Genomic DNA, 12,782 nt, shown 5'->3' on the forward strand with positions numbered 1-12,782 from the left:
GTACCGTGCTGGCACATGACGATTGCCATCCGCGCGTTCGACCCCGGCAGCCCGACCGCGGCCACCGACAGCGAAGCCGCCGCCGAGGTGTTGCGCGCGGCGCTGCCGTACCTGGTGGTGACCCCTCGGACGCTCGGCTGGCAGGTGGCGAACTCCCCGGCCGCGCAGCACCACCGGCTGCTCCTCGCCGAGGAGGACGGACGGCTGGTCGGTGCCGCTCGGACCGGAATCTACTACGACAGCAGCGAGCCGGGGCAGGCGTACCTGAACCTCTACGTCCATCCCGAGCTGCGCGGCAGGGGCGCCGGCCGCGCCCTGCTGGCGGCTGGCGAGGCGTACGTGACCGGTCTGGGTGCCCGCACCAACTTCTGCTGGTCGCTCGATGACGAACACTCGATCGCGTTCGCCGAACGTAACGGCTACCGGCGTGGCCGGTCGGCGCACTTCCAACGGCTGCCGCTCACCGACGGATCACTGCCCCCGCTGCCGCCCGTCCCACCGGGGGTCGAGGTGCGTACCGGGACGAGTTTCGGTGACGACCTGCGGGAGATCTGGGCGGCGGACAACGAGACGAGCGGGGACGTGCCCGACGACGTGGATCCGGCGCCGATCGACTACGACGTCTGGTTGGCGCAGTACTGGGAGCATCCGGAGCACGACCGGGAGCTCACCTCGGTGGTGACGGTCGACGGCGTTGTGGCCGCGCTCAGCTTCGCGATCACCGACGGCGCCAGCCGTTACATGTCCGGGCTGGCCGGTACCCGGCGGGCGTACCGGGGACGGGGTCTGGCGAAGTTGGCGAAGTCCTCGTCGCTGCACCGGGCGCGGGCGGCCGGCTACACCGAGGCGTTCACCAACAACGACGCCGGCAACGAGCCGATGCTGGCGATCAACAGGTGGTTCGGCTACGAGCGGTGCGCGACCGAGATCCGCTGGGTGCGTGAGCTGACCGGATGAGTCCGGCGGCGACCACCGGTTGCGGTTGGCCGCCGCGCTGAACGGCTGCGGGCCGGTCCCGGCGCGGGCAAGATGGGGACATGGGAGCGACGGCTCAGGTCCCGCTGGTCGGCGGGGTGGCCGACGGTGCGGTGGTCACCGTCGAACTCGACCGCAATGGACGTCCGCCGCTGGTGCACCCGCATCTCGGCGAGGGCGGCCTGGCCCGCGCGGAGATGTACGAGTTGGAGTCCGCGCGCGACGAGGGACCGCCCTGGGTCTACCGCTGGCGGGGCCCGGTCGCCTGAGGCACGTACCGCAGCGGGCCGCCCGCCGATCAGAGGCGGTTCAGCACCGGGGTGATCAGCTGGCTGGTCAGCCTGGCCTGTTCCCGTACCTGCTCGACCCGCTGGGCGGTGCCCTCGGCTCGGGCCTCCCGTTCGTCCCAGAGCTGGTCCACCTCGGCCAGCAGCGGCCCCTCGACCTCCCGGGCGAGTCCGCTCAGGGCCGGCACTCCGATTCGCTGGGCGAAGTCGAAGACCTTGCCCGCGTACGGCAACGGCAGGAACGGCACACCGGACATCGCGGCGAAAATCAGGAAATGCAGCCGCATCCCGACAGCCATGTTCAGATGCGACATCAGCCCCAGGAGCTGCCGGGGCGTGTAGTCGCCATGGAGGATCCGGCCCTTGTCGGCGGCGGTCATGTGGGACAGCACGCCGTGCGAGTGCTTGATGTCGTCCCGCTCCATCGGCACGAAGAGCACGTTCGCGTCGAGCCGCCGGACCAGGAAGTCGCCGATCTGGGCCAGCAGCCGGTGGTAACCGTCGACGTCCAGCCGCGAGGCCGCCCGCCCCGGCTCCCGTACGCTCATGCCGACCAGCCGCCGGCCAGGGCGTACGCCCTCCCGGTGCAGCAACGACATCGGGAACTCCTCCGGTTCGAGCAGGAAGGCCGGGTCGGCGGTGACGGTGATGGGACGGTTCACCCCGATCCCCTCCAGCACCAACTCCGACTCGTCGTCACGTACGGTCACCTCGACGGCGGCGTCGAGGCTCTGCTGCACCATCGAGCAGTCGACCGGATCGCTGAGCGGGCCGGCGCCCACCGCGTACGTGAACACCGGCAGCCCCCGCTCCTGGGCGGCCAGGACCAGCCGCAGGTAACGCCGCGCCTCGCTGTCGTAGAGGATCCCGCCGCCGCCGAGGATCAGCAGGTCGAGGCGGGCGATCGTGGCCGAGGACTCGGCCCGCCTGATCCCGTCCCACGCCGCGGGCTCCACGCCCGGGTGGGTACGGGCGGTGTGCTCCGGGTTACGGGAGAAGACGATGATGCGGGCGTCCGGGCGGATGGCACGTACGTCGCCCAGTAAACCGGTCAGGATCGCCTCGTCGCCGAGGTTGCGGCCCCCGTACGAGCCGATCACGCCGATGGTCGGTCCGCCGCCGTCCGACATCTCCACCCCCCGGTATTGGGAACGGCCTACCCACTCCGGCCGCCCCCATGCCTACCGGCCCCGGGCGTTTCAGCCCTCCCCGAGCACCGCCCCCAGTCGGATGGCGAATCAGGTCAGTTCGGACAGGACCCGGGTGCCGAAGACGTCGAGGAAGTCACGCTGGTCCCGGCCGACGTGATGCAGGTAGATCTCGTCCACGCCCAGATCGGCGTACTCCCGCAGCCACTGGAGGTGCCGTCCCGGGTCGCTGGAGACAAGGACGTGCTCGCGCATGTCGTCCGGCCGGACGTACGCGGTGGCGCGGGCGAACTCGGCCGGCATCGTCAGGTCCCAGGCGACGTCACTGCCGAGAATCCCGGTACGCCACTGCTCGTGCGCGATCCGCAATGCCTTCTCCTCGTCCCGGTCCCAGCTCAGGTGCACCTGGAGCTTCACCGGTTTCCCCGCCCCGCCGCCCTCCCGGTACGCCTCGATCACCGGCCGGAGCTGTGCCACCGGCCGGTTCACGGTGATCAGACCGTCGGCCCAGGAACCGACCCAGCGGGCGGTCTCCGGGCTGACCGCCGCACCGAAGATCGGCGGCGGCTGCGCCGGACGGGTCCAGAGCGTGGCCCGGTCGACGGTGACCAACCCCCGGTGGCTGACGCACTCACCGGCGAAGAGCGCCCGCATCACCTCGACCGATTCGAGCAGCCGGGCGTTGCGTTCGTCCTTTGCCGGCCAGCGCTCGCCGGTGATGTGTTCGTTGACCGCCTCGCCGCTGCCGACCGCCATCCAGAACCGGTCCGGGAACATCTCCGCCAGGGTCGCGGCGGCCTGGGCGACGATCGCCGGGTGGTAACGCTGCCCGGGGGCGTTGACCACACCGAACGGCAGGTCGGTGGTGGCGAGCGCGGCCCCCAACCAGGACCAGGCGAACCCGGACTCGCCCTGCTCGGGGCCGAACGGTGCGAAGTGGTCGGAGCACATCGCCCGGGTGAAACCGGCCTGCTCGGCGGCCCGTACCTGGCGCAGCAGCTCGCTCGGCGGAAGTTGCTCGTGCGATGCGTGGAACCCGTACGTGGTCACCCGGACCTCCCGGTGGTCGTCTCGACAGTGTCGACGTTCCAGATGCCCACTTCGCCGAATTCTCGAACCCGACCGCGCGCACCCTGATCAGCGCCCTGCGTGACCGGCTGCTCGAGCCGTGAAGGAGCCGGCGGGATCAGGGTTCGACGAGCGCGGTCTGGACGACCTGTATGCCGTCACGGCGCCGCACCAGCGTGCCACGACCCGGTGGTAGCGCCGTGGGCCGGACGCTGCCGGCCACCGCACCCTCCTCGCGGTTGCCGGACATCACCAGGGTCGGGGTGTCGATCTCGCGCAGGCGTTGCAGGACCGGCTCGTACAGCGCCCGGGACACCCCGTTCATCCGCCGGGACACGATCAGGTGCAGTCCGATGTCCCGGGCGTGCGGCAGCAGTTCGAGCAGGACGGCCAGCGGGTTGCTGCCGCCGGTGGCGACCAGGTCGTAGTCGTCCACCAGCACGTACAGTTCGGGTCCGGTCCACCAGGAGCGGTCGCGTAGCTGTTGCGGGGTGATGTCCGGGCCCGGCAGCCGCGCCTCCATGGCGGTGCGGACCTCGCCCAGCACCTGACCGGAGACCTGGTTGGAGGAGGCGTAACCGATCAGGTGCTTGCCCTCGACCGCCCCGAGCAGGCCGCGCCGGTAGTCCGCGACGACGATGCATGCCTGCGCCGGTGAGTACCGGGCAACGATGCCGCGTGCGATCAGCCGCAGCAGGTTGGTCTTGCCGCATTCCGCGTCGCCGAAGACGATCAGGTGCGGGTCGCGGTTCGGTTCGAGGTAGACCGGAGCGAGCGCGGACTCGTTCACCCCGATCGCCAGCCCCTCGTGCTCCGGGTCGACCAGTTCGGCGAGGGCGGCCGGGGTGAGCACCCGGGGCAGCAGTCGGACCGCGGGCGCGCGCTCCCCCGGCCAGCTTTCGTCGACCCACTTCGCCAGGGCGGTGGTCGCCACGGCCAGTTCGTCGCCGGCCGGTTTGCCGTCGATCCGGGGCGCCGCGGCGACGAAGTGCGTCCGGTCCGGGGTGAGTCCCCGCCCGGGTGACCCGACGGGCACGTTCACGGCCGCCCGGCGGCCGATCTCCGAGTCGGACGGGTCGCCGAGGCGCAGTTCGAGCCGGAGGCCGAGCAGTTCGCGCAGGCTCACCCGGATCTCGGACCAGCGGGTGGCGGTGACGATCAGGTGTACGCCGAAGGCGGGGCCGCGCGCGGCGAGGGTGGTGATTGACGGCTCGAGGTTCTCGTACTCCTGTCGCAGGGTGCTCCACCCGTCGACGACGAGGAAGACGTCGCCGAACGGGTCTTCCGGGAACTCGCCGACCGAGCGCCGGCGCCGGTAGTCGGCGATCGAGGCGATGTTCGACCGGTCGAAGGCGACTTCCCGCGCCTCCAGGAGGTTTTCCAGCTCGGCGACGGTGCGGCGGACCGCTTCGGCGTCCCGACGCCCGGTGATGCCCGAGACGTGCGGCAGGCTCGCCAGGTTGGCCAGTGCGCCACCGCCGAAGTCGAGGCAGAAGAACTGCACCTCGCGCGGTGTGTGCGCGAGCGCGAGCGCGGCCATGATGGTGCTGACCAGTGTGCTCTTGCCGCTGCGGGGTGCGCCGACGACGACGGCGTGGCCGGTGGTCCCGCCGAAGTCCAGCAGCAGCGGTTCGCGACGCTGGTGCTGCGGCAGGTCGACCAGGCCGACCGGGACGACCAGCGGGGTGGTCTGCGCCGCGCGCAGCCCGTGGGTCGGGCTGTGCACCAGGTGCAGGAGCGTGTCGAGGCTGGGCGGGTCGCCGAGCGGGGGTAGCCACACCGGGTGTGCGGGCGGGCCGGCGGTGCGCAGCCGGTCCACGACGATGTCGAGGACGCGACGTCCGACCAGTTCCGGGTCGTCGGCCTGGGTTTCCGGTACGTGCGCGAGGTACGGCCCGGAGACGTAGGCGGCCCGGAACCGGGTCGGCCCGCTCGTGTCGACCTTGAGGTAGCCGTGTCCGGGTGCGTTCGGCAGCTCGTACGCGTCCGGCACGCCGAGTATCGCGCGGCTCTCCACCATGGAGAACGTACGCAGCCCGATCCGGTACGACAGGGAGGAGTCCAGGCCGCGTAGCCGCCCCTCCTCCAGCCGCTGACTGGCCAGGAGCAGGTGTACGCCGAGCGAGCGCCCGACCCGTCCGATGTAGACGAAAACGTCGATGAAGTCGGGCTTGGCGGTGAGCAGTTCGGAGAACTCGTCGCAGATGACGAGCAGTGCGGGGAGCGGGGCCAACGCCGGGTTGCTCGCCCGCGCCCGCTCGTAGTCCCACCGACTGGAGAGGTTCCCGGCCTCGCGGAGCAGTTCCTGCCGTCGCCGCAGTTCACTTTGCAGGGCGTCGGCCAGGCGCTCGACCAACGGCAGCTCGTCGGAGAGGTTGGTGACGAGCGCGCTGGTGTGGGGGAGCTGGTCCAGCGTCGCGAAGGTGGCCCCGCCCTTGAAGTCGACCAGGAGGAAGTTCAGTTCCGTCGACGAGTGGCGCATGGCGAGGGCGGTGACGATCGTACGCAGCAGTTCGCTCTTGCCGGAGCCGACCGCCCCGACGAGCAGACCGTGCGGGCCCATGCCGCCCTGGGCGGCCTCTTTGAGGTCGAGCAGCACCGGTTCGCCCTGCTCGTCCAGGCCGATCGGCACCCGGAGCTGGTCCGGGCCGATCGGGGTGCTCGCCCCGGTGTACCCGAGCAGTTCGCGGTAACCGGGCACGCCGAGCGCGGTCAGCAGGTCGTCGCGGGGCACCGCAGCCAGGTGCGCGGAGGAGCCGGTGCCCGCCATCGCGAACGGCGGCGTGCCCCATGCCTCGGCGATCGCGGTGACCATCATCGCGGCGCCGTCCGGGGTCGGGTCGACGGCCTCGGTCTCGGTCTCCACCTCACTCACCGTCAGGTCGGGCACCGCGATCCGGAACATCCGCCGGCCGAGGATGGCCCAGCCGGGGAGGTTGAGCGGCAGCCGCCCGGCGGAGTCGGGGTTGACCAGCGACTCGGACGGTTGGGTGAGTCGGGTTTCGATCCGCGCCTGCGGCAGTTCGAGAAGTTCCTCGGGGATGGTCCGCCAGCTCCGGTCGACCACGGCGACGTGCACCCCGTAGCCGAGGCCCTTGTTGGCCAGGTCGACCACGCGGGCGGTGAAGTCGTGGACCAGGCTGGCGAAGTCCTGCCAGCGGTCGACGACGAGGAAGACGTCGGGGTACGACCCGGCGCCGAGGCTGGCCCGCCGGGCGCGCAGGCTGGTCGGTGATTCCAGTTCGTGCTCGCGGAAGAGCTGCTTGCGCCGCAGCACGTCCTGTTCGAGCTGGTCGAGCAGCTTGCCGACCTCGCCGACCTCGTCGTCGCCGACGACCGCCCGTACGTGTGGCAGGCGGCGCATCGGGCCGAGCCAGTTGCCGCCGGATTCGAGGCAGTAGAAGGCGACCTCGTGGTCGGTGTGGGTGAGCGCGAGCCCGCCGATGATGGTGCGCAGCAGGGTGGTCTTGCCGGTGCCGGCCCGTCCGACGACGAGCAGGTGCCCCTCGGTGGAGGCGAGGTCGAGCCAGACCGGCTCGCCGGCCGGTTGGTCGATCCGTTGGGCCTGGCCGACGGGCACCTTGAGCAGTCCTCGGCGGCGCCATTCGGTGGCGCAGAGCCGTACGTCGTCGGCGGGCTCGAGGGGTCCGAGCAGGTCACCGAGGCGTATCTCGCGTTGGTCGCGGTGGCGTCGCTGACGGTGGTGCCCGTCCCGGGAGAGGGCGATGTGGATCTCGTCGCTGGCCCGGCCGAACTGGCACGGTGACTGGTTTGGAGCCCGGCGGGGCAGCTCCAGTCGAACGTACCGCCACAGGTCCTCGGGGGTGATCCGGCCGTTGCCGGTGATGTCGGCGGCGCCGGTGCTCAGCCCCTGGATGATCGTCTCGGTGAAGGCGGACCGGAGCCGGGGCGTGACCTCGGTCGCCGGCCGTCCGTCGTCGGCGCGTTCGACGGAGTTGGTGGCGGTGATGACGTAGCGCCCGTAGCCGGCGCTCAGCTCCCCGTCGATCGGCAGGTCGTCGGCGGACTTGAGGCCCTCGCCGTCGAAGGCGCCGCTGTAGCAGCAGTCGAGCAGGATGACCGAGCTGGCCGCGTCGGACTCGTCGAGCAGTTCACGGACGAAGGAGGCGGAGACCGCGGTCGACGACAGGGCGTCCAGTTCGGTGTTGGCGACCGCGAGGTAGAGCCGGCCCCGCTTGTTGCTGCGGATGCCGTGACCGGAGAAGTAGAGCAGGATCAGGTCCTCCGGACCGGCGGTCTGCAACATCGTCTCGATCGCGCGTTCGACCGCGCTCTTCGACTCGTTCTCCAGCAGCCGTACGTAGTCGAAGGCGCCGACGTCGGCGTCGGCCAGCAGGCTGGAGAGGTCCCGGGCCTCCTCGCGGGGCGCGTAGAGGTCGGAGAGCGACTCGTCGATGTAACGGTCGTTGGCGATCAGCAGGGCGAGGCGCTGTCCCATCGCAGGTCAGCGACCCGCCTCGCCGGCCCGGTTGCCCTCGATCGCGGGTGGCGCCTCCCCGGCTCCCACGCCGCCTCCGGCTCCGGCTCCGGCTCCGGCTCCGAAGATCTGCTCCAGCTTGGCGACCAGGGCTGGGTCGTCGATCCGACTCGCGCCGGTGATCACGAGTTCGACGTCGCCCCGGCGCAGCCGGATCGAGCGGGCCTTGGCCCGTTCGGCGTACGAGATCGCGATCTGGGCGATCGTCCGCATGGTGGTGGCCGAGAAGAGCCCGCCGACGACGAGCATGCCCAGCTCCCATGCCTGCGGCGACTTGCCGGGGCCGATCGCGGTGGAGCCGGCGTTGCCTACCCGCAGCCCGCGTACGGCCCGCAGGTCGTCGGCGAGTCCCCGGGCGAGTTGGTCGAGCCGTTCGGCTGCGACGGGGGTGTGCGTTTCGATCGCGACGGCGACCTCGGACATGGTGGTACCTCCCACGGTTCGGGCGCGTCTACATTGAACACCATTCACCGCATCAGCCGAGGACCGGAAAGCTGGAGCGAAGCGGATATGTCCGGCAGTGAACATTTCGGTGACGCCCACACCTCGTCAGCGCTGAGCAGGCAAGACGGCTCGGTTATTGTTCACTTTTTGGTGGTTTCTCCGTACCTCAGCGAGCCTAGCGTCGGGCCCACTGTCCACCAATGCGGAGGTACGCATGACTTCCGGAGACCTGACCCGTCGTAACTTGCTGCGTACGGGTGGTGTTCTGGCCGCCGGCGCCACGATAAACCTGCTCCCCGAGGTGGCGTTCGCGGCGCCGTCGACCGACGCGGCCGGCGCCACCGGCACGACTGAGCAGACCAAGACCGTGACCGGCACCTTCACCCCGAGCATCGCCGACTGGTACTACCTGCCGGTCCAGGTGCCGCGCGGGGTCAACCAGATCGACGTCGTCTACTCGTACGACAAGCCGGCCGTGCCCGCCGGCACCCGCGGCAACGCCTGCGACATCGGCATGTTCGGACCGGAGGGCCACCAGCTCGGCAACGAGCGCGGCTTCCGGGGCTGGTCGGGCGGTTTCCGCGACCGGTTCTCGATCAGCGCCTCGGAGGCGACGCCCGGCTACCTCGCCGGACCGATCACCCCCGGCACCTGGCACGTCATCCTCGGCCCGTACACGGTCGCACCGCAGGGCCTGAACTACCAGGTCACCATCACTCTGCACTTCGGTCCCCAGGGCAAGCCGTTCAAGCCGAACCCGGCGCCGTTGACCGCACCGGCCCGCCAGCGCGGCAAGTCGTGGTACCGGGGCGACGCCCACCTGCACACGGTCCACTCCGACGGTCGCCGTACGCCCCCGGAGCTGGTCGCGGCGGCACGTGCCGCCGGTCTCGACTTCATGGTCTCCACCGACCACAACACCTCCAGCTCGGCCTTGCAGTGGGGCGACCACGCCACCGACGACCTGCTGATCCTCAACGGCGAGGAGGTCACCACTCGGTCCGGGCACTGGCCGGCGATCGGGCTGCCGGCGGGCAAGTGGATCGACTGGCGTTACCGCGCCGGCGACCCGTCCGACTTCCGCCGGTTCACCGAGCAGGTGCACAAGGTCGGTGGACTGGTGACCGCCGCGCACCCGTTCGCCAACTGCTTCGGCTGCAGCTACGAGTTCGCGTACGAGATCGCCGACCTGGTCGAGATCTGGAACGGCCCGTGGACCGACGAGGACCAGCAGGCGGTCAACCACTGGGACGGGCTGCTCCGGGCGGGCCAGTTCATCCCGGCCATCGGCAACTCCGACGCGCACAACCCCGAGCAGACGGTCGCGCTGCCGCACACCGTCGTCTACGCCGACAACCTGCGCCGGGAGGCGCTGCTCGCCGGGCTCAAGGCGGGCCGCTCCTGGCTGGCCGAGTCGTCGGCGGTGAACCTCTCCTTCACCGCCAGCGCCGACGGGCGTACCGCCGGCATCGGTGAGCGACTGAAGGCCGAGATCGGCACCCCGGTCACGGTCGAGGTCGCGGTCTCCGGCGTGCCGGGGACGACCGTGACCATCCTCGACCAGCTCGGCAAGGAGTACACCGAGACGGTGCCGGAGACCGGGTCGGCGACGATCCGCTGGACCACGTACCCGCGCTACAGCCGCTGGGTCCGGGTCGAGGTCCGCCGGGCGTCGGGTGGCCCGAACACCACCGTCCCGAACGCGATGGTGGCGATGACCAACCCGATCTTCCTCGGCCAGGACTGACCGCCGCCCGCTCGGCCGCGGGGGCCGGTGTCGTCGCGACGGCACCGACCCGCGCGGCCGGCGGGAACTCGACGCTCGCCGCCCGACCGTCGCCTACACCACAGCCTCCGCCGCGAACCGATCACCGGGCAGAGCCGTGTTGCTGACGTCTGCCAACAATGTCAGGGCCATGATCGGCGCACGCACGGCAAGGAGAGCGTAGTGGGACTGCTGGACAAACTCCGGGGCGAGTTCGTCGACATCATCGAATGGCTCGACGACAGCCGGGACACGGTCGTCTGGCGGTTCCCGCGCTACCAGAACGAGATCAAGATGGGCGCGAAGCTCGTCGTACGGGAGTCACAGACGGCGGTCTTCGTCAACGAGGGGCAGATCGCCGACGCGTTCGGACCCGGCACGTACACCCTCCAGACGCAGAACCTGCCGATCCTGACCACCCTCAAGGGCTGGAAGTACGGCTTCGACTCGCCCTGGAAGGCCGAGGTCTACTTCGTCAACACCCGGCAGTTCACCGACCTGAAGTGGGGCACCCAGAATCCGGTGATCGTCCGCGATCCCGAGTTCGGCGCGGTCCGGCTGCGCGCCTTCGGCGGGTACGCGGTGCGGGTGGTCGACGCCCCGAAGCTCCTCCGCGAACTCGTCGGCACCGACCCGCAGTTCCGCACCGAGGAGGTGCAGGAGTTCCTGCGCCAGTTGATCGTGGGGCACCTGGGCAGCGCCCTGGCGACCGCACGGGTGCCGGTGCTGGACCTGGCCGCGCAGCAGGTCGCGATCGGCGCGACCCTCGCCGGGGTGCTCACCGAGGAGTTGGCGCCGGTCGGCATCCAGGTGCCGAAGTTCATCATCGAGAACATCTCGATGCCACCGGAGGTGGAGGAGGCGCTGGACCGGCGCACCTCGATGGGCGTGGTCGGCGACCTCGACCGGTACACGAAGTTCCAGGCGGCGAACGCGCTCACCGACGCGGCGAACAACTCCGGCGGTGCCGGCGAGGGCTTCGGGGTCGGCCTGGGCATGGTCGCCGGAGCGCGGATGGCCGGTGCACTGGCCCCGACTCCCCCACCGGTGCCGACCCCGGCCGGCCCACCACCGTTGCCGGCGCAGGGACAGTGGTTCGTCGGTGTCGGTGGCCAGCAGCAGGGCCCGTACGACCTGGCCGGGCTCGCCGCGCAGCTCGCCGCCGGCACCCTGACCCGGGCGACGCTGGTGTGGCGGGCCGGGATGGCGCAGTGGACGCCGGCCGGTGAGGTCGCCGAGTTGGGCAGCGTCTTCGCCGCCACCCCGCCGCCGCTGCCGCCGCAGGCATGACCGGCGAGCAGCGGATGAGCCAGCAGCAGTATCCGTGCGCCGGTTGCGGCGCGGGCGTCGAGTTCGCCCCCGGCACGACCGTGCTGCGGTGCCCGTACTGCGGGCACGAGACGGCCCTGGTGCCGACCGGGCGGCCGGTACGCGAACACGCGTACGCCGAGTTCGTCAGCCTGCCCCGCAAGCCGGTGGCCTCGCTCGGCGCGCACGTCTTCACCTGCCAGAAGTGCGGCGCGCAGACCGAGACCGAGGCGATCTCGGACCGGTGTCAGTTCTGCGGCGCGGCGATGGTGGCGGACGTGGCCGCGACCGGGCAGGTGGTGCCGGAGGCGGTGCTGCCGTTCGTGGTCGACCGGGCCGGGGTGCGGCAGGCGCTGCGGGGCTGGGTGGCGTCGCGCTGGTTCGCGCCGTCCGGGCTGAAGCGGGTGACCGAGGCCGAGTCGGCGGCGAGCACCTACCTGCCGCACTGGACGTACGACGCGCGGACCGTGTCGCGGTACCGGGGGCAGCGGGGCGAGCACTACTGGGTGACCGAGTCGTACACCGAGACGGTCAACGGTCAGTCGCAGACGCGTACCCGTCAGGTTCGCCGGACCCGGTGGCATGCGGCGAGCGGTACGGTCGAGCGCGACTTCGACGACATCCTGGTCGCCGCGACCGGGCATGTCAGCGGTGAGCATCTGGACGAGTTGGCGCCGTGGCCGCTGGCGGATGCCGACGGCTACCGACCGGAGTATCTCGCCGGGCACCAGAGCCTGCGCTACGACGTGGAGCCGGAGGCCGGGTTCGCCACCGCGAAGTCGCGGATGGCGCCGGTGATCGAACGGGACTGCCGGCGGGACATCGGCGGGGACGAGCAGCGGGTCGAATCGGTCGAGACGGACTACCGGGACGTCGGTTTCAAGCTGATGCTGTTGCCGGTCTGGATCGCCTGCTACCTGTACGCCGGGCGGACGTACAACGTGCTGGTGAACGGGCGGACGGCCGAGGTCGCGGGTGAGCGTCCGTACAGCAAGGTCAAGATCGCGTCGGCGGTGCTGGCGGCCGTCCTGGTGGTCGCGGCGGTGGTCCTTCTGTTCAGCGTGAACCGGTAGGAATACCGGCTTTTGCATCAACGAACGGAAGTTCGGACGGCTCCCTCGAAAGGTGTAGCCAATTCGACAGATGTCGATTAGTGTGACGCCAACCTCAACGCGGCGTATCGGCGAAGTCACATCGTCGGCGTGGGGCTCCCCCGAGTCGGCGTCTCCCGGGGACCCCATGACGGCAACGTCGCGTGTGGACCGTCCCACCCCCACCGCCCAGGAGAC

General features: G+C 70.9%; 9 protein-coding genes. 5 read left to right on the forward strand and 4 right to left on the reverse strand.

Annotated elements, in window-relative coordinates:
- The first annotated feature begins 15 nt into the window (after window positions 1-15).
- Window positions 16-957, forward strand: a complete 942-nt coding sequence (locus tag BDK92_RS08395; RefSeq protein WP_121156167.1) for a GNAT family N-acetyltransferase — start codon at window positions 16-18, stop codon at window positions 955-957.
- An 80-nt stretch (window positions 958-1,037) separates the two neighbouring features.
- Window positions 1,038-1,244, forward strand: coding sequence for a hypothetical protein (locus tag BDK92_RS08400; RefSeq protein WP_121156169.1), 207 nt, complete (start codon window positions 1,038-1,040; stop codon window positions 1,242-1,244).
- A gap of 29 nt (window positions 1,245-1,273) precedes the next feature.
- Here the strand turns inward: BDK92_RS08400 and BDK92_RS08405 are convergent, their stop codons facing one another.
- From BDK92_RS08405 to BDK92_RS08420, 4 genes are all read right to left on the reverse strand, one after another.
- The gene (locus BDK92_RS08405; RefSeq protein ID WP_121161824.1) at window positions 1,274-2,392 is read right to left on the reverse strand and encodes a polysaccharide pyruvyl transferase family protein; all 1,119 of its coding nucleotides are present in this window, start codon (window positions 2,390-2,392) and stop codon (window positions 1,274-1,276) included.
- Between the two features lie 108 nt (window positions 2,393-2,500).
- Window positions 2,501-3,460: a TIGR03885 family FMN-dependent LLM class oxidoreductase gene (locus tag BDK92_RS08410; protein WP_121156171.1), complete on the reverse strand. Its 960-nt coding sequence runs from the start codon at window positions 3,458-3,460 to the stop codon at window positions 2,501-2,503.
- 136 nt (window positions 3,461-3,596) lie between these two features.
- Entirely contained in the window at window positions 3,597-7,937 is a 4,341-nt protein-coding gene (eccCb, locus tag BDK92_RS08415) for a type VII secretion protein EccCb (protein WP_121156173.1), read from the reverse strand.
- Window positions 7,938-7,943: 6 nt separating this feature from the next.
- On the reverse strand, window positions 7,944-8,399 hold the full coding sequence (locus BDK92_RS08420; protein WP_121156175.1) for a hypothetical protein: 456 nt from the start codon (window positions 8,397-8,399) through the stop codon (window positions 7,944-7,946).
- A 235-nt stretch (window positions 8,400-8,634) separates the two neighbouring features.
- On the opposite strand from BDK92_RS08420, the gene BDK92_RS08425 reads away from it, so the two are divergent.
- The 3 genes from BDK92_RS08425 (at window position 8,635) to BDK92_RS08435 (ending at window position 12,566) form a co-directional block, all read left to right on the forward strand.
- Window positions 8,635-10,167, forward strand: a complete 1,533-nt coding sequence (locus BDK92_RS08425; protein ID WP_121156177.1) for a CehA/McbA family metallohydrolase — start codon at window positions 8,635-8,637, stop codon at window positions 10,165-10,167.
- A gap of 201 nt (window positions 10,168-10,368) precedes the next feature.
- The gene (locus BDK92_RS08430; protein WP_121156179.1) at window positions 10,369-11,475 is read left to right on the forward strand and encodes an SPFH domain-containing protein; all 1,107 of its coding nucleotides are present in this window, start codon (window positions 10,369-10,371) and stop codon (window positions 11,473-11,475) included.
- Window positions 11,476-11,489: 14 nt separating this feature from the next.
- Window positions 11,490-12,566, forward strand: a complete 1,077-nt coding sequence (locus tag BDK92_RS08435; RefSeq protein ID WP_121161826.1) for a TFIIB-type zinc ribbon-containing protein — start codon at window positions 11,490-11,492, stop codon at window positions 12,564-12,566.
- Window positions 12,567-12,782 lie beyond the last annotated feature (216 nt).

The sequence above is a fragment of the Micromonospora pisi genome, assembly GCF_003633685.1.
Classification (GTDB): Bacteria; Actinomycetota; Actinomycetes; order Mycobacteriales; family Micromonosporaceae; genus Micromonospora_G; species Micromonospora_G pisi.

Coding starts and splice junctions, on each gene's coding strand:
- BDK92_RS08395 (WP_121156167.1), top strand. CDS start 16: ATGACGATTGCCATCCGCGCGTTCGACCCCGGCAGCCCGACCGCGGCC.
- BDK92_RS08400 (WP_121156169.1), top strand. CDS start 1,038: ATGGGAGCGACGGCTCAGGTCCCGCTGGTCGGCGGGGTGGCCGACGGT.
- BDK92_RS08405 (WP_121161824.1), bottom strand. CDS start 2,392: ATGTCGGACGGCGGCGGACCGACCATCGGCGTGATCGGCTCGTACGGG.
- eccCb (WP_121156173.1), bottom strand. CDS start 7,937: ATGGGACAGCGCCTCGCCCTGCTGATCGCCAACGACCGTTACATCGAC.
- BDK92_RS08420 (WP_121156175.1), bottom strand. CDS start 8,399: ATGTCCGAGGTCGCCGTCGCGATCGAAACGCACACCCCCGTCGCAGCC.
- BDK92_RS08425 (WP_121156177.1), top strand. CDS start 8,635: ATGACTTCCGGAGACCTGACCCGTCGTAACTTGCTGCGTACGGGTGGT.
- BDK92_RS08435 (WP_121161826.1), top strand. CDS start 11,490: ATGAGCCAGCAGCAGTATCCGTGCGCCGGTTGCGGCGCGGGCGTCGAG.